General features: G+C 66.1%; 18 protein-coding genes and 1 tRNA gene. 5 read left to right on the top strand and 14 right to left on the bottom strand.

Translation table 11 applies throughout. The annotated features are described in order from the left end of the window. Window positions 1-6: 6 nt before the first annotated feature. Together U1E69_RS15370 and U1E69_RS15375 are read right to left on the bottom strand one after the other, a co-directional pair. Window positions 7-777 carry a hypothetical protein gene (locus U1E69_RS15370; protein ID WP_322245288.1) on the bottom strand — a complete coding sequence of 257 codons (771 nt, stop codon included), beginning with the start codon at window positions 775-777 and terminating at the stop codon, window positions 7-9. Next, window positions 774-1,199 carry an ABA4-like family protein gene (locus U1E69_RS15375; RefSeq protein ID WP_322245289.1) on the bottom strand — a complete coding sequence of 142 codons (426 nt, stop codon included), beginning with the start codon at window positions 1,197-1,199 and terminating at the stop codon, window positions 774-776. Before U1E69_RS15375 ends, U1E69_RS15370 begins: the two co-directional genes overlap by 4 nt. A gap of 99 nt (window positions 1,200-1,298) precedes the next feature. On the opposite strand from U1E69_RS15375, the gene U1E69_RS15380 reads away from it, so the two are divergent. Then, window positions 1,299-1,910, top strand: coding sequence for a TetR/AcrR family transcriptional regulator (locus U1E69_RS15380; protein ID WP_322245290.1), 612 nt, complete (start codon window positions 1,299-1,301; stop codon window positions 1,908-1,910). Between the two features lie 40 nt (window positions 1,911-1,950). On the opposite strand, the gene U1E69_RS15385 is transcribed toward U1E69_RS15380, so the two are convergent. After that, a complete protein-coding gene (locus U1E69_RS15385; RefSeq protein WP_322245291.1) occupies window positions 1,951-2,406 on the bottom strand; it encodes an Lrp/AsnC family transcriptional regulator in 456 nt (151 codons plus the stop codon). 136 nt (window positions 2,407-2,542) lie between these two features. On the opposite strand from U1E69_RS15385, the gene hppD reads away from it, so the two are divergent. Continuing rightward, window positions 2,543-3,637 (top strand): 4-hydroxyphenylpyruvate dioxygenase, encoded by a 1,095-nt coding sequence (hppD, locus tag U1E69_RS15390; protein WP_322245292.1) that lies wholly within the window; start codon window positions 2,543-2,545, stop codon window positions 3,635-3,637. A gap of 37 nt (window positions 3,638-3,674) precedes the next feature. Here the strand turns inward: hppD and U1E69_RS15395 are convergent, their stop codons facing one another. The 6 genes from U1E69_RS15395 to U1E69_RS15420 all read right to left on the bottom strand — a co-directional run bounded on the left by U1E69_RS15395 (window position 3,675) and on the right by U1E69_RS15420 (window position 9,840). After that, the gene (locus tag U1E69_RS15395) at window positions 3,675-4,376 is read right to left on the bottom strand and encodes a hypothetical protein (protein ID WP_322245293.1); all 702 of its coding nucleotides are present in this window, start codon (window positions 4,374-4,376) and stop codon (window positions 3,675-3,677) included. A 77-nt stretch (window positions 4,377-4,453) separates the two neighbouring features. Next, window positions 4,454-5,674: an NAD(P)/FAD-dependent oxidoreductase gene (locus tag U1E69_RS15400; RefSeq protein WP_322245294.1), complete on the bottom strand. Its 1,221-nt coding sequence runs from the start codon at window positions 5,672-5,674 to the stop codon at window positions 4,454-4,456. A 102-nt stretch (window positions 5,675-5,776) separates the two neighbouring features. Continuing rightward, window positions 5,777-6,448, bottom strand: a complete 672-nt coding sequence (locus U1E69_RS15405; protein ID WP_322245295.1) for a DUF1028 domain-containing protein — start codon at window positions 6,446-6,448, stop codon at window positions 5,777-5,779. After that, window positions 6,445-6,867: a RidA family protein gene (locus U1E69_RS15410; RefSeq protein WP_322245296.1), complete on the bottom strand. Its 423-nt coding sequence runs from the start codon at window positions 6,865-6,867 to the stop codon at window positions 6,445-6,447. Before U1E69_RS15410 ends, U1E69_RS15405 begins: the two co-directional genes overlap by 4 nt. A 139-nt stretch (window positions 6,868-7,006) precedes the next feature. After that, window positions 7,007-9,085 carry an FAD-dependent oxidoreductase gene (locus U1E69_RS15415; RefSeq protein WP_322245297.1) on the bottom strand — a complete coding sequence of 693 codons (2,079 nt, stop codon included), beginning with the start codon at window positions 9,083-9,085 and terminating at the stop codon, window positions 7,007-7,009. Next, a complete protein-coding gene (locus U1E69_RS15420; RefSeq protein WP_322245298.1) occupies window positions 9,085-9,840 on the bottom strand; it encodes a nitrilase-related carbon-nitrogen hydrolase in 756 nt (251 codons plus the stop codon). The genes U1E69_RS15415 and U1E69_RS15420 overlap by 1 nt, the downstream gene beginning before the upstream one ends. A 125-nt stretch (window positions 9,841-9,965) precedes the next feature. On the opposite strand from U1E69_RS15420, the gene U1E69_RS15425 reads away from it, so the two are divergent. Then, the gene (locus tag U1E69_RS15425; RefSeq protein WP_322245299.1) at window positions 9,966-10,748 is read left to right on the top strand and encodes a helix-turn-helix transcriptional regulator; all 783 of its coding nucleotides are present in this window, start codon (window positions 9,966-9,968) and stop codon (window positions 10,746-10,748) included. 3 nt (window positions 10,749-10,751) lie between these two features. Here the strand turns inward: U1E69_RS15425 and pstA are convergent, their stop codons facing one another. The 5 genes from pstA to U1E69_RS15450 all read right to left on the bottom strand — a co-directional run bounded on the left by pstA (window position 10,752) and on the right by U1E69_RS15450 (window position 17,045). After that, the gene (pstA, locus tag U1E69_RS15430; protein ID WP_322245300.1) at window positions 10,752-12,104 is read right to left on the bottom strand and encodes a phosphate ABC transporter permease PstA; all 1,353 of its coding nucleotides are present in this window, start codon (window positions 12,102-12,104) and stop codon (window positions 10,752-10,754) included. Then, a complete protein-coding gene (gene pstC / locus U1E69_RS15435; protein ID WP_322245301.1) occupies window positions 12,101-13,561 on the bottom strand; it encodes a phosphate ABC transporter permease subunit PstC in 1,461 nt (486 codons plus the stop codon). Before pstC ends, pstA begins: the two co-directional genes overlap by 4 nt. Window positions 13,562-13,640: 79 nt before the next feature. Next, window positions 13,641-14,690, bottom strand: coding sequence for a PstS family phosphate ABC transporter substrate-binding protein (locus U1E69_RS15440; protein ID WP_322245302.1), 1,050 nt, complete (start codon window positions 14,688-14,690; stop codon window positions 13,641-13,643). Window positions 14,691-14,801: 111 nt separating this feature from the next. After that, entirely contained in the window at window positions 14,802-16,394 is a 1,593-nt protein-coding gene (locus tag U1E69_RS15445) for a GMC family oxidoreductase (protein ID WP_322245303.1), read from the bottom strand. Window positions 16,395-16,562: 168 nt separating this feature from the next. Beyond that, entirely contained in the window at window positions 16,563-17,045 is a 483-nt protein-coding gene (locus tag U1E69_RS15450) for a Hint domain-containing protein (protein WP_322245304.1), read from the bottom strand. 184 nt (window positions 17,046-17,229) lie between these two features. Here U1E69_RS15450 and U1E69_RS15455 point away from each other — a divergent pair. Then, window positions 17,230-17,314: transfer RNA gene (locus U1E69_RS15455), tRNA-Leu, on the top strand. 148 nt (window positions 17,315-17,462) lie between these two features. Further along, window positions 17,463-18,797, top strand: a complete 1,335-nt coding sequence (gene tig / locus U1E69_RS15460; protein ID WP_322245305.1) for a trigger factor — start codon at window positions 17,463-17,465, stop codon at window positions 18,795-18,797. Window positions 18,798-18,807: the final 10 nt, after the last annotated feature.

Genomic DNA, 18,807 nt, shown 5'->3' on the forward strand with positions numbered 1-18,807 from the left:
GAAGCGTCAGAAGGGCGGCAGGCCCTGCAAAGCACGGGCAAAGCACCACAGGGTCAGCGCGGTGAAGCCCGCCGCGGTGGTCCAGACGGCGGTGCGGCTGCCGGTCAGGCCCGCCAGCGGGACGGCGTGCATCGCGTGCGTCGCCAGAAAGTGCGGCAGGCGCAGATCGCCCACCTCGGTCGACCAGCCCATCAGAGGGAAGCGGGCGCCGGTGACGGGCGTGCCGATCAAATGCCCGGTGCCCGAGGACATGGTGCCGGCAACCGGGACGGTCAGCACGAAGGTCAGGATCAGCCCCAGCGCCACCGACAGCAGCAAGGGGTCGGTGCGATGCTTCCAGAAGGCCAGGCCCATGACCAGCGACAGCGAGGTCAGCGTCACCGCCGCCGCGCCCATCAGGCTGTAAAGCGCGGCCCAGAGGCCGGTGACGTTGAAGTGCGAGGCGGTGCCCAGGGCTGCCGCGCCGCCGATCCAGGCCAGCTCGGCCAGAATGCAGGCAGTGACCACGCCGATGTAGACCCGCCAGCGGCGCGAGGTGAAGGTGCCCTCGGGCAGAAGCATGGCGTAAAGCGCCAGGGTGCCGGTGTAGACGGCCAGGGCCAGGTGGAATTTCAAGGGCTTGAGCCAGATGTTGTCGCCCTGGAACAGACGGTCGTCCAGGCCGTAGGCGGCCATCACGGGCAGGGCGGCAAGGGCCACGAACAGGGTCAGGCCCATCAGCTGGCGGTTCGGGGCTGACACAGCCCAGGTGCGCGGAGCGGCAAGAAAAGCAGTCATGGCAATACCTTTCTGACAAGGGTGAAGCGCAAGATGGCAAAGGCCAGAAAGCCCGCCGGACCAAAAAGGAAGGTCAGCACCAGGCAGGGGATCACCATCCAGTGCGGGATGCCCTCGGCCCGGGCCGTGCGGACCTGCCAGGCGCCAAGGAACAGGTCGAAGGCCAGGTAGTGCAGCCACCCCGCCAGCGCGATCTGGGGGTGGGTGAACAGCGCCTGCACCTCGGGCAAGGAACCGAAACCGCCGGGAGCGTCCCACCAGAAGGCCAGAACCAGACCCGCATAGGCCAGCGACAGCAGCAGCGGGATTGTAACTGCCGCAATGACTTGGGCAATCCTCGGGGCCAGCGGTGAGACCAGAAGCGCCAACCAGCCCAGAAGGGCGGCCGGATTGGCAAGTTGGAAAAGCTGGTCGGGGGTCATCGGCGCCTCGTATCTTTACACTGTCAGGATTATGCGGCGATGGGTCGCGCCGTCAAGAAAAATCTTTACGGTGGAAAGATGGGCGGCTAAGCCTTGGACATGATGGAAAAACCCTACCACCACGGCGATCTGCGGGCGGCCCTGCTGGCGGCGGCCGAGGCGGAACTGACCGAGAAGGGGGTCGAGGGATTCTCGCTCCGCTCGGTCGCCAAGCGGGCCGGGGTCAGCCATGCCGCCCCGGCGCATCACTTCGGCGATACGGGCGGGCTTCTGACCGCGCTGGCGGCCGAGGGCTTCATCCTGTTCCAGAACACCCTGGACGCGCGCGAAGCCGGCGCGGCGGACGCCCGGGACAAGGCAGTGCGCGCGGGCCTGGGCTATCTGGAATTCGCGCTGGCGCGACCGGCACTTTTCCGGCTGATCTTCTCATCCGCCCGGCCCGACTTCGCCTCGCCCGACCTGATCGCCGCGGCCAACCGGGCCTATCAGCACCTTGTCGGGCTGGTCACGACCCTGGGCGGCGGCGAGACCGACGTCATCGCCCTTTGGGCCACCAGCCACGGCATTGCCGACCTTTCCGCCGGGCAGAAGATGCGGACCCTGCAGGGCAAGCCCCCCGAAGCGCGAGAGGCGATGATCCGCGCGGTTCTGCTGCGCTGTCTGCCGGGGGCAGAAGCGGAATTTTCGAAAGTTCCGGACCGAAGCCTTTGAAGGCTCCGACACGATTTCTCTGAAGAAATCGGCCCTGCGGTCAGACGGGCAGCCCCGCATCGGGCTTGGGCTGGTCCATGACGATCTGACTTTGCACACGGGCCACCGCAGGGTTTGGCAGCAACCTGTGATGGATCAGCAGGTTCAGCGCTGGCAGGTCGGCACACCAGACCCTGAGAAGATAATCCGCCTCGCCGGTCAGGGTCCAGCAGGCCACGACCTCGGGCTGGGCGGCGATCAGGCGCAGGAAGTCGCGCGCGGCCTCGGGGGAATGTGCAGCCATCTGCACCTGCACGAACGCCTGGACCGTCAGCCCCAGCTTTGTGGGCGACAGGCGCGCGGCATAGCCGGTGATCAGACCATCCGCCTCAAGCTTCGCGCGGCGACGGGCGGCTTGGCTCGCGGACAGGCCGACACGCTCTCCCAGGTCCTGGGCGGTGATCTGGGCGTCGGCCTGCAAGGCGGCCAGGAGGCGGGAATCGGTGGCGTCGATCATGCGGATTTCTCGCGTTCCATCGGGATTCTGCGCAGAAAGCGCGCATCCCTTACCCGATGCAAGCCTGAAAATGCGCGCCGTTGACGGGGCGTGCGTGTCATCCTGAGAAGGATCAGCTTTTCCCGAAGGAACAATCATGGGTCCCTTTCCGCACGACGCCCCCCGCGCAGTGATCTCGGCCGAGAACCCCGCCGGGACCGATGGCTTCGAGTTCGTCGAATTCGCCCACCCAAACCCGGACGAGTTGCGCGCGCTGTTCACGAAGATGGGCTACACGCTGACCGCCCGCCACAAACGGAAGGCCATCGAGCTTTGGCAGCAGGGCGACATCACCTATATCCTGAACGACGAACCCGGCAGCCACGCGCGTCGCTTCGTCGACGAGCACGGGCCCTGCGCCCCCTCGATGGGCTGGCGGGTAGCCGACGCGGCCCATGCCTTCGCGCATGCGGTGAAGAACGGGGCCACGGCCTACACGGGTGAGGACAAGACGCTGGACCTGCCCGCCATCGTTGGCATCGGCGGCTCGCTGATCTATTTCACCGACGAGTATGGCAATGCCAACCCTTACGACGCCGACTTCGACTTTGTCGGCCCGGCAAAGCCTGCAGGCGTGGGCTTCCACTACCTTGATCACCTGACGCACAACGTCCATCGCGGCAACATGGACACCTGGTTCGACTTTTATCAGCGGCTCTTCGGCTTTCGTCAGATCCGGTTCTTCGACATCGAGGGCAAGTTCACCGGGCTCCATTCCCGCGCGTTGACCAGTCCCTGCGGCCGCATCCGCATCCCGATCAACGAGGATCGCGGCGAGACCGGGCAGATCGTCGAGTACCTCAAGCGCTACAGGGGCGAAGGTATCCAGCACATCGCCGTGGGCTCCGACGACATCTATGCGGCGACCGACGCCATCGCCGAGGCGGGCCTGAAGTTCATGCCAAAGCCGCCGCTGGCCTACTACAAGCTGTCGAAGACCCGCGTCGTAGGGCACGAGGAGCCCATCGAAAAGCTGGCCAGGCACGGTATCCTGATTGATGGCGAAGGCGTGGTGGACGGGGGCGAGACGAAGATCCTGCTGCAGATCTTCTCGAAGACAGTGATCGGCCCGATCTTCTTCGAGTTCATCCAGCGCAAGGGCGACGACGGCTTTGGCGAGGGCAACTTCCGCGCGCTGTTCGAATCGATCGAGCAGGACCAGATCGACCGCGGGGTGCTTCGCGCCGTGTAGGTAGGGTGGGCAGGATTGCCCACCCTACGCCTGCGCGTCAGTCGAATGTCGTTACGGCCACGACCACCGCATTGGCGGGTCGGCGTTCTCCGTCAGGCAGCACCAGCATCCGCGCCCGCGATTCGTCGCCGATCTCGGGCGCGCGCCCGACCGCTTCCAGCGCCATCTTGCGGTGTTCCGGGCTGACCTCGCGGCATTCCCTGGCACTCCAGCGCGCTTTCGAGAACGGGCTGGTCACCGCGAAGGTCACCGCCGCCCCCGAGATGTCGCGGGCGTTGACCCGCTTGGACACCTCAAGCGCCTTGATGCTTTCGGCGATGATCTCGGCCGAATCCTGGAACGTCAGTGGCGCCAGATCGGTGTACGTTGCATCGGTCGCCCCGGTGTTCAGGCACTGCCGCGCCATGAACACCCAGTCATGCACGATATAGGCGGGACCGTAGTTCCAGGGCGTCAGTCCGCGGAAGGCGCGGGCCAGGCCCGGGACCGAGCCGCCATCGGTGTACATCATCGGCGGCGTGATGGTCTGTCCTGCGGTCTTCCCCTTCGGGCGCGTGAAGGTGAGCGGTCTTTGCGGGGTCGGCACGTAGACGAAGGTGCCGTCGCCGGACGGGCCGGTGCCCTTCAGCCAGACCACGGCCACCTCGCCCTTGAACGCGCCGGGCTCTGTGCGGTCGTAGTTCACGTTGGCGCAGCCTGCGACCGTCAGCAGCACCAGCGCTGCGAACATCCCTTGCATGGACAGTTCCCATTGCTTGGACCTTTGGCAGAACCTAGCACGGAATCGCCGGATCTGCGTGGGTCTTTGCGGGATGGTCAGGCCGACCCGCGCGCCGCGATCAGCCCCGCCAACCGCTGGGCATCCTTCCAGGCCCCCCAGATGAAGGCGGAACCCCGGCAGGACAGCCAGGGCAGACCGACGAAGTAGAGGCCCGGGACCTCGGTCACGCCGTCCTGGTGGCGGGGGCGGCCATCGGGCCGGAAGATGTCCAGGTCGATCCATCCGAAGTCGAGCTGGAAGCCGGTGGCCCAGATCACGCTGGTGATCCCGGCTGCCGCCAGGTCCAGGGTCAGGGTCGGGTCCGTCACGCAACGGGGCAGGGGCAGGAGGGTGCGCGCCTGGGGGTCCTCGGGCAGGTCCAGCCCATGCGCCGTGGCGTAGGCGTCTGCCTCGTCCAGCACCGACAGATAGTTCCGGTCGCCGTTGGCGATGTTGGTCGCAAGGTCATCGGCGATCTGCAGCACGCCGTCGTCGTAGGCTCCCGCGCGGCCCAGAAGTGTCACCCCCAGACCCGCCAGGCGGCGAAAGTCCATCGTGTGCCCGCCATAGGCGCCGCTGACCGCGATGGTCACGTGTTCGGTGCCGGGGGTGGGGGCCTTCGCGTCCCACTTGCCCAGCTTGCCCAGCCACCAGACGAAGTCCTGTCCCCGGTAGCGCCGCGGCGGGCGGTCGTGCGGGCCGACCGAAAGGTAAACGGGCCGCCCCGCCCGGACCAGTTCCTCGGCGATCTGTGCGCCGGACGAGCCTGCGCCCACGACGAGAACCGCGCCCTGCGGAAGCGCGTTCGGGTTCTTGTAGGCGTTCGAGTGCAACTGGGTGAGCGTCGGATCGGTGATGACCGTCGGGATCACCGGCTTCTGGAATGGCCCGGTGGCGATCACCACGTTCCGCGCCTCGATCTCCCCTTGCGCGGTGGTCGCGCGGAAGGTGTCGCCGTGGCGCTGCAGGTTCGTCACCTCGACCCCGGTACGGATCGGCAGGGAACGGTCGCTGGCGAAGCGGACGAAGTAGTCTGCGACGGCCTCTTTCGACGCGAAGGCGTCGGGGTCAAGCCCCGCAAATTCGGCGTCGGGGAAGCGGTCATGCCAGGCTGGACCGTTGGCCACCAGACTGTCCCAGCGCCAGGACCTCCAGCGTTCGGCGATCCGGTCGCGTTCGAGCACGAGGTGCGGCACGCCGTGTTTCTGAAGGTGCGCCGAGGTCGCCACCCCGGCCTGACCGCCGCCGATGACAAGGGTGTGGATGGTTTCGGTCATGCGAGATGCCCTGTTCCAGAGGTTGAGACTGGATGAAGTGTCGCGGCCAGGCCGTTTTGTCGAACGGAGGTCCCGGGAGTGTCCAGCCTGGACAGATACGCCTTACTCATCCCCGGGTACCCCATATTTCGGGGCCTGGGTGGGGTCCTCTGCCCGCTGCACATAGGCGGCCATTTGCGGCGCGTAGATGTCCCAGGCCGACCGCAGCATTCCGATGGGATCGTCAGCCCAGTCGATCCTCAGATCGACCAGCGGCCAGGACAGACGGTCGGCAAGCTTCAACCCGGCGGACTGCACCGGTCCGGCTTCGCCACCGGCGGCAAGACCGGCTTCCAGCGCCCGCATGAGACGTTCGCCAAGGTGGCCGGTCGAGGTCGCGAAGGCCTCTACCATTGCCAGCGGCACCCGTTCTGCAGCCAGAAGATTTCCCCCCGCTGCACAGTCGGTGGCCCGTGCTTCGCCCCAGATGCCCAGCACCTGACGCCCCGAATGGATCGCCGTTCGCCCCTGCCGGTCGATGACCAGAAGCTGGCGGTAGTCGATGTGGGGCCGCCCGTCGGTGACGGCCGTCAAGGCCTCCGACGCAGGCAAGCCGGCCTCCAGCCGATCCAGCACCAGCGGCCCCAGCGCCGGGTCGGTGATGTTCTGGCTGGCAACCGCCCCCACCCCCGCCCGGACATGGGCACAGCGGGCGGCGACGGCGGGGGACGAGGACGAGATCGCCATCCCGACCTGCCCGGTCCGGGCGCAGCGCGCGACGATGGAAAAGGTCATTCCGCGTCGTCCGGGATCACGGCGGTTCCGTCGATTTCGACCAGCCAGCCTGGCCGGGCCAGCGCCGTGACCACGACCCCGGTCGAGACCGGATGTACGCCCCTGATGTATTCGCCCATCGTCCGGTAGACCGCCTCGCGGTGGCGGACATCGGTCAGGTAGACGACGACCTTGCACAGGTGGGTCATGTTGCCGCCGACCTCCTCCAAGAGTTGCCGGATGTTCTGCATGACCTTGTGGGTCTGTTCGACCGGGTCATGGCTGCCGATATCCTTTGCGGTGTCGAGGTCCTGCGGGCACTGGCCGCGCAGGAACACGATCCGGCCCCGCGCGACAACGGCCTGGGCGAGGTCGTTGTCCAGCTTCTGCTCGGGGTAGGTGTCTTTCGTATTGAACTTGCGGTGGCGGAAGTGGGTCATGTCGGTGTCCTGGGTCAGGGCGGTTACTGAATTGAGCGCGTTCCGCGCGAGCCTTTTGTCTCGGCCTTGCGTGTGAAGGACACGCAAGGCCTCGGGGGCCTCCGGCGGGGAGATTTGGGGCCAGGTGAAAGCTGCGCGGTCATGGCAGAAGGGTTGGTCCGGGGTCCAGTGCCGCGATTTCGCGGCGGAAGGTGAGGGCGTCGACCTGGCCGGGCTGATCAAGCGATTCGGCCCAGGTCCGGCCGGCGTAGGTTGCCCAGGCGATGGGGCCGGGGGCGGCGGCGTCGCCGACAAGGCGGAGGGTCTTGAGGCCGGAGGCCTGCCAGTCCAGCGCCTTTGTGGCGTGATAAAGCTGGTCGTTCGGGGTCCGGGACGTCACATGGATGACGGCCTCGCAGGCAAGTGCGGTCTGACGTCCTGTCCAGGTGCATCCGAGCGTTATTTCAGCTTTACCAATGACTTCCGGTGCTTTGCTGAGGTGGATGCCCACGCCGAGGTCCAGCAGGCGGCGCATGATGCTGCCCTGTTCCAGCGTGTTGTCGGTCCATTCGGCGACCTTGGCCGCAGGGGTGATTAAATGGACGCGGTTGTCGTTCTGCACTAGAAGCTCTGCCAGCACGGACCCCATGTAGAAGTGGTCGTCGTCGTAAAGGGCGACGGTCAGACCCTTGGGGCTGCGGCCCGCCATCAGGTCGTCGGGGGTGTAGACCGTCATTGCGGGGTCGGTCGGGATCGGGTGCAGGTGGAGGCGTGCCACGGCGTCGCGGCGCCAAGTGGCCCCGGTGGCAATGGCGACGTGGTCTGCGCCCATCGCGAGGATGTCGTCGGGGGTCAGCGGGCTGTCGCGGTAGATTTCCACGTTCGGCATCGGGGCGAGTTGCCCGGTGCGGTAGTCGGCGACGCGGCCCCAGGCGGAGAGGCCGGGCAGGAGGCGTTCCCTGGCGACCCGACCGCCGAGGGTCGTCGTCGCCTCGGCCAGGGTGACGGTGTAGCCGCGTTTGGCGGCCTGCAGGGCGGCTTCAAGCCCGGTGGGGCCGGCGCCGACGATCAGGACGGACCGCGATGCCCCTTTCGGGCGGGCGCGTTCGGGGTGCCAGCCCTTGCGCCATTCCTCCATGAAGGCGGTGTTCTGGGTGCAGCGGCTGATCCCGCCGGTCATATCGCCCGAGACGCAGATGTTGCAGCCGATGCATTCGCGGATGTCTTCGTAAGCCCCGTCCAGAACTTTCTTCGGCAGGAAGGGGTCGGCGATGCTTGGCCGCGCCGCGCCGATGAAATCGAGGATGCCGGACTTGATCTGGCGGACCATCGCGTCGGGGGACGTGAAGCGGCCGACGCCGACAACGGGTTTCGGGGTCAGTTCCTTGATGCCGCGGACGAGGTCTTCCTGCGCGCCTTCGGGCTTGAAGCGGCTGGTGCCCGAACAGGCCTCCCAGGTGCCTTGGGCGAGGTCCCAGAGGTCAGGAAGGTCTGCGTGCATGGCGATGAAATCGCGAAGCTCGGCGTTGGAAAAGCCATAGGCCCCGGCTTCGTGCAGCGACATGCGGAGAGTGACAGCCAGTTCGCCTTTGGTGGTTTCCCGTGCATCTTCAACGATCTCGCGCAGGAACCTCGCGCGGTTTGTCAAGTCGCCGCCGTATTCGTCGGTGCGGTGGTTGGTCGCGCGGGAAAGGAAGTGTTGCAGGATGCCAAAGCCGTGGGCACCGTAAAGGCAGATCAGGTCGAAGCCCGCCTGATGGCTGCGGCGGAAGGCGTTGCGGAACCAGCGACGGAGGTTCCGGATATCCTCCTTGTCCATCGTGCGGGCCTGGACGGGGTCAGAGGTGAAGGTAAGGATCGGGCCGCCGGTGACGGCCAAAGGGACCTCGCGCGAATAGAGGTTCGGGCCGTTGATACCGCTGTAGGCAAGCTGGATGCCCGCAAGCGCGCCGTGGGATTTCATCGCCTCGGCCATCCGGGACAGGGCGGGGATGTCGCGGTCATCCCACAGGTGCTGTTCGATGAAGGGGGTGATTTCCGAGGTCGGGTGAATCTCGGTCTGTTCGGTGAAAATGACGCCCCAGCCGCCCTCGGCCTTGGTGCGGCGCATCTCGACCACGGCGGAGGGGTCGCGGTAGCCGCCGCCATTGCAGTGCGGGACCTGATAGAAGCGGTTCTTGGCCGTTTTCGGGCCGATCTGCAGCGGCGTGAAGAGGATGTCGTGGCGGGGGTCGCGCATCAGAGCTGTCTCAGGTCGGTGGCTTGGGTGGAGAGGCGCCCAAGGTCGCGGGGGGGCAGGTCGGTGACGAGGAGGGTGGGCGTTTCACCAGCCTGGGCGAGAATCTCGCCGTGGGGGCCGGCGATGGTGGAGGTCCCGACATAGGTCAGGTCGCCTTCGGTGCCGCAGTAGTTGGCATAGGCGATGGTCACTCCGTGGCTGGCGGCCATCGCCGGGACCGTGGCGCGGGGGACGTGGGTGAAGGGGGCCATATTGGCGGTCGGGACCAGGATCAGCGTTGTGCCGCGGGCCGCAAGAGAGCTGACGTGAGGTGCGAACTCGATGTCGTAACAGATCAGGATTGCTGCGGTTTCTGTCCCGAGGCGGAAGGTGTGCAGGGTGTCTCCGGGGGTGTATAGTGCGGCCTCGCGGGGGCCGTAGAGCTGCACCTTGCGGTAGTTGCACAGAAGTGCGCCGTCGGGGCCGAAGCAGGCGGCAGAGTTGTAAAGGCGGTCGCCCGCACGCTCGGCATAGCCCATGACAAGGGCGGTTTTGTGCGTCCTGGCGGCGGCGGCCAGTCGGTGGAGGGGGGCGCTGTCGAGGGGAAGCGCAAGGGCGGGGATACCGGGCTGGTTGTAGCCGGGCAGCCAGACTTCGGGCAGGACCAGGGCCGCGGCACCCATCGCGGCAGCGGCGGCAAGGGCGACTTCGGCCTGGGCGCAGGCGGCCTCGATGTCGGAGGCGGGGGATGTGCCCTGCCAGAGTGCCAAACGCATCGGGTCTCTCCTGTGGACTTCCGGGCCATCCTAAGCGGGTCCGGTGCAGCGGCCATACCCCTTGGAATTCGGGTTATTGCTAGGTTAATTGGCTTCCGGGGGTATATACCCCCAGCGAGGTATGCGTGAGAGAACCTGCCGAAAGCGTCGCGCCGCAGCTGGCGAAAGCCATTGCAAGCCTTGGCCGTTCAGGGTTCGAGGCAGCGCTTTGGCAGCTGTTTCAGGCCCTTGCACGGCCCGACAACATGCTGGTGCTGGCCTACAGCGATGGCGGGCCGGCGCTGGAGCTGTTCCGGCGGGCGGGAAACGCGCAGGTCTTTGCGCGGCTGCAAAGCACCTACATGGCGGGCGCGTTCCGCCTAAGTCCGTTCTACGGGTTGCACCTGCAACGGGCCGAGGAGGGGCTTTACCGGCTACGCGACATCGCGCCGGACGCGTTCCAGCGGAGCCGGTTCTACGTCGAGTACTTCGGGCAAACCACGATCATCGACGAGTTGGCGTTCACGGTCTGGCTGGGCGCGGGCCTGTCGCTGAACCTGTTCCTTGGTCGGGACGGACAGTCGGGGAGGGTCTTCTCGGCCGGCGAGATTGCCGCCTGCCGACGGATCGTGCCGGTCATCGCCGAACTTGCAAGGGCGCATTGGCCGGTGCCGAAACTTGCCGCGCAGCCAGTCGAGGACACCCCGGCAAAGCTGGCAGCGGCGGCGGAGCGGTCGTTGGGGATCGCGCTGTCACCACGCCAGGCGCAGGTGGCGCTGCTGATCCTGAAGGGGCACTCGACCCTGTCGATCGGGCTGCACCTGGGCGTCTCGCCGCAGACGGTCAAGGTCTTCCGCAAACAGCTTTACGGGCGGTGCCGGATCTCGTCCCAGGCCGAGTTGTTCGCGTTGATGCTGCCCCTGCTTTAGAGGCTACCAGCGACGCTCGATCCGGCGACGGAGGAGGATCGCGGCGACGTTCATGACGACGAGGAACACCAGAAGAACGATGATCGCGCCGTTGGAGCGTTCGATGAAGGCCGGATCGGCGCGGCTGGCCCAGGAATAGACCTGCACGGGCAGGGCGGTCGCGGGGTCAAGGAAGCCTTCCGGCGGGGCCGAGGGGTAGTTGTCGACGAAGGCGACCATGCCGATCAGCAGAAGCGGCGCGGTTTCGCCAAGGGCCGACGCAAGACCCAGGATCGTGCCGGTCAGGATACCGGGCATGGCAAGCGGCAGGACATGGTGGAAGACGGTCTGCATCTTCGACGCGCCGACGCCAAGCGCCGCATCGCGGATCGAGGGCGGCACGGCCCGGATCGAGGCGCGGGTGGCGATGATGATGGTGGGCAGCGTCATCAGGCTGATGACCAGCGCGCCTACGACCGAAGACGATTGCGGCATGCCGGCAAAGTTGATGAAGATCGACAGGCCCAGGATACCGAAGACGATGGAGGGGACGGCGGCAAGGTTCGAGATGTTGACCTCGATTGCGTCGGTCCAGCGGTTCTTTGGCGCAAATTCCTCAAGGTAGATCGAGGCCGCGACGCCGACGGGCACGCACATGACCAGGACCATCAGCATCATGTAGGCCGAGCCGAGGAGGGCCACGCCCAGACCTGCGGCCTCGGGGCGCTGGTCCGAGGCGTCGGGGTTGGTGAAGAAGGTCCAGTTGAACGAGGACTGGACGATCCCGGCATCGCGCAGCTGTTCGACAAGCCGCAGCTGATCGGGGTTGATCTGGTTGTCACGCTCGGCCGTCTCATAGGTCACGCGGCCCTTCAGGAAGCCGTCCACCCGACCTGCGGCCAGGATGGTCGCGTCGATGGTGGTGCCGATCAGGTCGGGGTTCGCCAGGACCTGCGCCCGCAGCGTGCCGGCCGCGTCCTTCGAGATCAGCTCGCCAATCTCTTTGTCCGAGACACCCTCTTGCGTGATACCGCGCGCCTGCAGTTCGGCGACAAAGGCCTGGGACAGCACTTTCTGGTAGCCGACCGTGGTGACCTTGCCCAGTTCTTCGGGGTTGCGATTGCCCTTCGGGTCCAGCGTTTCCGCCGACAGTTCGACCGGGAAGCTGAGCGTGGCCTGCTGGAACGACGACACGCCGTCGCGGAAGATCGTGAAGAGCATGATCGCCAGCATCGTCAGCGAGATGGTGATCGCGATGATGCCATAAAGCTTGAAGCGGACCTCGGCGGCATTGCGGCGCTTCATGTTGGCGCTGGCGGTCAGGATCGACTGCTTGGGACGCTTGATATAGGGGCCGTCGGCGCTGAGGTCGGTCATTCGTACTGCTCCCGGTATTTCCGGACGATCCAGAGGGCAAAGATGTTCAGGCCAAGCGTGATGACAAAGAGGGTCATGCCAAGCGCGAAGGCCACAAGCGTTTCGGGGGCGGCAAAGTCGGTGTCGCCGGTCAGCTGGCCGACGATCTTGACGGTCATCGTGGTCATCGCTTCGAACGGGTTGAGCGACAGTTTCGCAGCAGCCCCTGCGCCCATCACCACGATCATCGTCTCGCCGATGGCGCGGCTGGCGGCCATCAGGATCGCGCCGACGATGCCCGGCAGGGCCGCGGGCAGGATCACCTGGCGCACGGTCTCGGACCGGGTGGCGCCAAGGCCCAGGCTGCCATCGCGCAAGGATTGCGGCACGGCGTTGATGATGTCGTCCGACAGCGACGAGATGAAGGGGATGTTCAGGATGCCGATCACGATACCGGCGGTCATGACCGAGGAGCCGGAGTTGCCAAGGCCCATCGGCTCGGCGAACCAGTCGCGCAGGGCGGGGCCGACGGTGACAAGGGCGAAGATGCCGAAGACCACAGTGGGGATGCCCGCGATGATCTCGATCAGCGGCTTGACCCAGTTGCGCACGGGCCGCGAGGCATATTCCGCCAGGTAGATCGCCGCGAAAAGGCCGATGGGGACCGAGACCAGCATCGAGATCACGGTGATGTACAGCGTGCCCCAGATCAGCGGGATGATCCCAAGATCAGACCCACCGCGGAAGTTCGGCGACCAGGTCAGGCTGAAGAAGAAGTCCTCGATCGGGTATTTGGTGAAGAAGTCGAAGGTTTCGGACACCATCGACCAGACGATGCCCACCGTCGTCAGGATCGCGATCGACGAGGCGGCGATCAGAAGGGCAAGGACCACACGCTCGACCTGATTGCGGGCGCGGAAGTCGGGCTGTGCACGCTTGACGCCCCAGAAAAGGCCAAGGACGGCCAGCAAGAGGATGATCGCCGTGCGGGCCGCGGCCCCCCAATGCGACTGGGCGCGATAGTCCTGCGCGGCGGTCAGGACCTCGGGTGAGACCTCGGCGGCCAGGGCCACGCCGGACTGGGCCAGAAGGGCGCGGATGTCGGTTGACCCGGTTGCAAGCGCCTGGACGTCGGTTTCGCTGATGGCGCCGCTGGCGATGGCGGTATCAAGGCCACCCGCGACTCGGCGGACGTCGGCCATTGTCAGCTCGGCCGTTGTGGCATCGGCGACAAGCTCGGCGGGAAGGTTTGCAGAGATGCGGGCCTCTAGCACCATAGGCTGCACGATCAGCCACAGGATCAGGGCTGCAAGCGCGGGGACCAGGACCGAGATTGCGCCGTACCAGGCATAGTAGCCGGGCAGCGAGTGCAGAAGCCGGGGGTTGCCCTGGGTCGAGGCAAGCGCGCGCTGCCGTGCCAGGAAGAAGGCGGCGGTCGCCAGGACGGCAATGGCGGCAAGAAGCATCAGGACGGACATGCGGGCTTCCGGGTTCGTAAGGGAAGGGCGGGGCTTGAAAGGGAAGGGCGGGACCCGAAGGTCCCGCCCGGCTGTCAGATCACTCCAGCGGACCCATCGGGGTTTCCGCGGTCACCATTGCTTGCGTCGCGGCCAGTTCCGGGTCGGACACCAGGCCGTATTCCGCCAGCGGGCCGTCCGGGCCGGCCATGTCGTCGCTGACGAAGAACTCGATGTATTCCTTCAGGCCGGGGATGACGCCGATATGCGCCTTCTTGACGTAGAAGTAGAGCGGACGCGACACCGGGTATTCGCCGGAAGAGATCGATTCGGTCGAGGGAACCACACCCGACATGGTCGCAACCTTCAGCTTGTCGGTGTTGTTCTCGTAGAACGACAGGCCGAACACGCCGACGGCGTTCTTGTCGGCGTCGAGGCGGGCCAGCGTCTCGGTGTAGTCGCCGTCGATGTCGACCGACTTGCCGTCAGTGCGCAGTTCCATGCAGGCCTTGTCGGCGTTGCCGGCCTTTTCCTTGTCATCCGCGCCCTCGGCGGTCGCGAGGAACAGGTCATGCGCGCCGGTTTCCTTGCAGCCGGCGACGATCACCTTGGTGTCGAAGACTTCGCGCGTGCCGTGCTTGGTGCCCGGAACGAAGGCCAGGATGTCCTGGGCGGGCAGGGCGGGGTTCACGTCGGCCCACTGGGCGTTCGCGTTGTCGGCCAGAGCGCCGTCCTTGACGACCTTGGCAGCCAGCGCATTGTAGACGTCGGCGGGGGTCAGCGCGAAGTCGGCGCCTTCCACGGCGCTGGCGAAGACGATCCCGTCATAGCCAATGCGGACTTCCATGATCTCTTCGACGCCGTTGGTCTTGCACAGGTCGATGTCCGACTGCGAGATGCGGCTGGACGAGTTGGCGATGTCGACGGTGTTTTCACCGACGCCTTCGCAAAGCTTCTTGCGGCCCGCACCCGAACCGCCGCCTTCCACGACCGGGGTCGGGAAGTCGAAGTTCTCGCCGAAGGCTTCGGCGACGATGGTGGCGTAGGGCAGCACGGTGGACGAGCCGGTGACCTGGATCTGGTCACGGGCAGCGGCGGGCATCGCGGCGGCGAAGGCCAGCACCGAAACGGTGAGGTGGAAGGATTTCATCGAGGCACTCCTGATATCGTGCAGCGTCTTGTGGCGGCCCTCTTGGGCTGTCCCGGCTCTAGTCCCGTCGGATGACGCTTAGATTGCAGAAATGTAAAAGCTGTATGACAGTCAGCTTGCGGATGGTTGATCCAGGATGCAACGGGCAATGGTCTCGGCGATCATCATCGTCGGGGCGTTGGTGTTGCCCGCGATGATCTGCGGCATGACCGAGGCATCCGCCACCCGCAACCCCTGCACGCCGCGCACCCGGCCCTGCGGATCAGTGACCGAGGCGGCATCAAGCCCCATGCGGCAGGTGCCGACGGGATGGTAGATCGTCTCGGCCCGGGCGCGGATGTCGGCCACCAGCGCTTCGTCGCTGACAACCTGCGGGCCGGGCAGGGTTTCGCTAAGGATGTGACGGGCAAGGGGTGGGGCATGAAGGATGCGGCGGGCAAGTTTCAGGCCGGACAAGAGGGTCGGCAGGTCCTCGGGGTGGCCAAGATAGTTGGCGGTGATCCGGGGCGGGGCCATCGGGTCGGGCGAGGCAAGGCTGATCCGGCCCCGGCTTTTCGGCAGCAGATCGCAGACATGCAGCGTCACCCCGTAGCCCAGGGAAAGGCGGCGGCCGTGGTCGTGAAGATAGGCCGGGATGAAGTGGAACTGCAGGTTGGGCCGGTCCCGTGCGGGGTCCGAGCGGGCAAACCCCCCGGCCTCGGCCACGTTCGAGGTGAACTCGCCCTGGCCCCGGCGCAGGTAGGCCCAGGCTGCGCGCACGGCACGGGGCAGGAAGCTGGGCGCGATGCCAATCGCCTCGCGGCCCTTCAGCGCGGCCTGGACCGTGATGTCCAGATGGTCGGCCAGGTTCGCCCCGACCTCGGGCGCATCGTGCAGGACCGGCAGGCCCATCGCCTGCAGCTGTGCGCCGGGACCGATGCCCGACAGCATCAGAAGGTGCGGCGAGTTGATCGTGCCGCCGGACAGGATAACCTCTCCGCCCTCGGCAAGCGCCAAAGTCCGGTCACGAAGCTGGACCCCGGTGGCGCGGCGGCCTGCGAATGTGACCTGGTGGACCTGCGCCTTGGTGACAAGCGTCAGGTTCGGCCGGTCCAGCACTGGGACCAGAAACGCCTGCGCCGAGGACAGGCGGCGACCGTTTCGCTGGGTGACCTGGTACAGGCCGACACCGTCTTGCGTGACCCCGTTGAAATCCGGGTTCCCGGGCAGTTGGCAGTCCATCCCTGCCGCCACGAAGGCGCGGGACAGCGGGTTCGGGTCGGTCAGATCGCTGACGGTCAGCGGCCCGCCCTGGCCGTGGTGGTCGTCCCGCAGGGTCTGGTTGTCCTCATGCGCAACGAAGATCGCCCGCACGCGGGGCCAGTCCCAAAGCGGCCCGGCAAGCCTGGCCCAATCGCGATAGTCCTGTGGATGGCCGCGCATGTAGATCATCGCGTTGATCGAGCTTGAGCCGCCAAGCACCCTCCCGCGTGGCCAGAACAGACGGCGGTGGTTCAGCTGCGCTTCGGGTTCGGTCTGATAGCCCCAGTTCAGCCAGCGCATATGCGCAAGGGCGGCCAGGCCGAAGGGCATGTGGATCATCGGGTTGCGGTCGGCGGGACCGGCCTCGATCAGGCAGACGCGGGTCTTCGGGTTTGCCGACAGGCGATTGGCCAGAACGCAACCGGCCGAGCCTGCGCCGACGATGATGTAGTCGAAGCTCATCCCCGGGGCCGGACTTGCGTCCGGGTGCAAAGGCTGCGGTCTTGGCGTGCGCGGGTCATGGCGCCAGATTAGCCGATTGGTGTGACAGGCCTAGTACGACGCTGCGTCAGGCCGGGTCGGGATCAGGCCGGGTCGAGATCAGGCCAATTCGGGTCAGGCCAGTTCGGGTCAGGCCAGTTCGGGCAGGAAGGCGGGGCAGGCCAGCTCCAGCCCTTCGGCATAGATCACCTCGTCCTCGTCGAAGCGCAGGGTGAAAAGGCGGACCTGGGCGTGGGTTTCCAGACAGATGAATTCGCCATCCGCCAGGCGTGACGCCGGGATCGCGGCCACCGGCACGCCGAAGATCGCCTTGGCGCGCCAATCGCGGATCAGGATCGCCTGGCCGGGAGACACCAGCAGGTCCTGTTCGGGCCGATCGTGCCCGATGGTCGAGGCGCGGATGCGCACCAGATCGACAACCTTGCGCGCCTGGACGGAAACCGAGGTCAGCCGACGCGCGCCGCTGCGTGTCACGATCCGGTCGCCGGGGGTCAGGTATTCGACGGGCAGCACCCCATCCAGCGTCCGCACCATCGTGCCGGCGATCACCCCTGGCTGCGGGTCGATCCCCGCGCCGCCGGCCGATCTGGAAAACGGAGCTTCAGAGTCCATTCCAGTAATCCTTCTGCTGTCCCTGCACTCAGTTCTCGTCCCGGTTTGTGTTGGGCATTCGATGCCAGTTCGGTGATTTCTGGGCAGATGTGGCCGTAAATCGGCGGCTGTGGCGCAAATGGGGCAGCGCATTTGCCCCCTCGCGCGTCCGGCGATGCTTTGCTAGAAGGCTACAGGCTGGTCGGCGGGTGTGGCGGAACTGGCAGACGCACTGGATTTAGGTTCCAGCGCCGCAAGGCATGGGGGTTCAAGTCCCTTCACCCGCACCAGCCGTGACCCGTGCGTCCGGCTGGCGATTCCCCCTTACATCGGACTGAAAGCTTTGCTATCAGGCCCGCCAACGCGCGCAGGGTTCCGCCCTGTGACTGCTGACTATTGCGCAACCGCGCCCGAATGAACCAGGAAGGACGTCCCCCCATGCAGGTCACCGAGACCCTGAACGAAGGCCTCAAGCGCGGCTACACCATCACGGTGACGGCGGCCGAACTGGACGCGAAGGTCCAGGAAAAGCTTCTGGAAGCGCAGCCCGAGGTCGAGATCAAGGGCTTCCGCAAGGGCAAGGTCCCGCTGGCGATCCTGAAAAAGCAGTTCGGCACCCGCATCCTGGGTGACGCGATGCAGGAAGCCATTGACGCCGCGATGAAGGACCATTTCGACAAGTCAGGCGACCGCCCCGCGCTGCAGCCGGAAGTCAAGATGGTCGGCGGCGATGCTTGGAAAGAGGGCCAGGATGTCGTGGTCGAGATGACCTATGACGCTCTGCCCCCGATCCCCGAGGTCGATGCCGGCAAGCTGAAGCTGGACCGTCTGATCGTGAAGGCCGACGACAAGGCCATCGAGGAAGCTTTGACGAACCTTGCCGGTTCGGCGCAGTCCTTCGACGACCGCAAGAAGGGCGCCAAGGCCAAGGATGGCGACCAGATCACCATCGACTTCAAGGGCTCGGTCGACGGCGAGCTGTTCGAAGGCGGCTCGGCCGAGGATTATCCGCTGGTGCTGGGCTCCAACTCCTTCATCCCGGGGTTTGAGGCCCAGCTGGTCGGCGCCAAGGTCGGCGACGAAGTGAACGTCAACGTCTCCTTCCCGGAAAACTACGGTGCCGCGCATCTTGCCGGCAAGGCCGCGGTCTTCGCCTGCACTGTCAAGGCGGTGAAAGAACCCAAGGCCGCCGAGATCGATGATGAACTGGCCAAGAAGTTCGGTGCCGACGACCTGGCAGCCCTCAAGGCCCAGATCGCCGAGCGTCTGGAAGCCGAATACAAGGGCGCTGCCCGCGCGGTCCTGAAGCGGTCGCTCCTGGATCAGCTGGACGGCATGGTCAAGTTCGACCTGCCCGCGAACCTGGTCGAGGCGGAAGCCAACCAGATCGCCCACCAGCTCTGGCACGAAGAGCATCCCGAAGAGCACGGCCACAACCACGGCAGCATCGAAACGACGGACGAGCACAAGAAGCTGGCCGAGCGTCGGGTCCGTCTGGGACTTCTGCTGGCCGAAATCGGTCGCAAGGCCGAGGTCACCGTGACCGACGCCGAGATGACCCAGGCTGTCCTGGCCGCTGCCCGCCAGTATCCGGGGCAGGAACGCCAGTTCTTCGAATTCGTGCAGAAGAACCAGCAGATGCAACAGCAGCTGCGCGCTCCGCTGTTCGAGGACAAGGTCGTCGATCACCTTGTCGGGCTGGCCAAGGTGACCGACAAGGAAATCTCGAAAGACAAGCTTCAGAAAGCCGTCGAGGCACTGGACGAGATGTAAGCGGACCCAA

It is taken from the genome of Tabrizicola sp. (assembly GCF_034366665.1).
Classification (GTDB): domain Bacteria; phylum Pseudomonadota; class Alphaproteobacteria; order Rhodobacterales; family Rhodobacteraceae; genus Tabrizicola.

Excerpts from the sequence above, each read along its gene's own strand:
- U1E69_RS15385 (WP_322245291.1), bottom strand. The coding sequence starts at position 2,406 with ATGATCGACGCCACCGATTCCCGCCTCCTGGCCGCCTTGCAGGCCGAC.
- tig (WP_322245305.1), top strand. The coding sequence starts at position 17,463 with ATGCAGGTCACCGAGACCCTGAACGAAGGCCTCAAGCGCGGCTACACC.
- pstA (WP_322245300.1), bottom strand. The coding sequence starts at position 12,104 with ATGACCGACCTCAGCGCCGACGGCCCCTATATCAAGCGTCCCAAGCAG.
- U1E69_RS15420 (WP_322245298.1), bottom strand. The coding sequence starts at position 9,840 with ATGCGTTTGGCACTCTGGCAGGGCACATCCCCCGCCTCCGACATCGAG.
- U1E69_RS15445 (WP_322245303.1), bottom strand. The coding sequence starts at position 16,394 with ATGAGCTTCGACTACATCATCGTCGGCGCAGGCTCGGCCGGTTGCGTT.
- U1E69_RS15410 (WP_322245296.1), bottom strand. The coding sequence starts at position 6,867 with ATGACCCACTTCCGCCACCGCAAGTTCAATACGAAAGACACCTACCCC.
- U1E69_RS15415 (WP_322245297.1), bottom strand. The coding sequence starts at position 9,085 with ATGCGCGACCCCCGCCACGACATCCTCTTCACGCCGCTGCAGATCGGC.
- U1E69_RS15450 (WP_322245304.1), bottom strand. The coding sequence starts at position 17,045 with ATGGACTCTGAAGCTCCGTTTTCCAGATCGGCCGGCGGCGCGGGGATC.
- U1E69_RS15405 (WP_322245295.1), bottom strand. The coding sequence starts at position 6,448 with ATGACCTTTTCCATCGTCGCGCGCTGCGCCCGGACCGGGCAGGTCGGG.
- pstC (WP_322245301.1), bottom strand. The coding sequence starts at position 13,561 with ATGTCCGTCCTGATGCTTCTTGCCGCCATTGCCGTCCTGGCGACCGCC.
- U1E69_RS15380 (WP_322245290.1), top strand. The coding sequence starts at position 1,299 with ATGATGGAAAAACCCTACCACCACGGCGATCTGCGGGCGGCCCTGCTG.
- U1E69_RS15440 (WP_322245302.1), bottom strand. The coding sequence starts at position 14,690 with ATGAAATCCTTCCACCTCACCGTTTCGGTGCTGGCCTTCGCCGCCGCG.
- U1E69_RS15400 (WP_322245294.1), bottom strand. The coding sequence starts at position 5,674 with ATGACCGAAACCATCCACACCCTTGTCATCGGCGGCGGTCAGGCCGGG.
- U1E69_RS15370 (WP_322245288.1), bottom strand. The coding sequence starts at position 777 with ATGACTGCTTTTCTTGCCGCTCCGCGCACCTGGGCTGTGTCAGCCCCG.
- U1E69_RS15395 (WP_322245293.1), bottom strand. The coding sequence starts at position 4,376 with ATGCAAGGGATGTTCGCAGCGCTGGTGCTGCTGACGGTCGCAGGCTGC.
- U1E69_RS15375 (WP_322245289.1), bottom strand. The coding sequence starts at position 1,199 with ATGACCCCCGACCAGCTTTTCCAACTTGCCAATCCGGCCGCCCTTCTG.
- hppD (WP_322245292.1), top strand. The coding sequence starts at position 2,543 with ATGGGTCCCTTTCCGCACGACGCCCCCCGCGCAGTGATCTCGGCCGAG.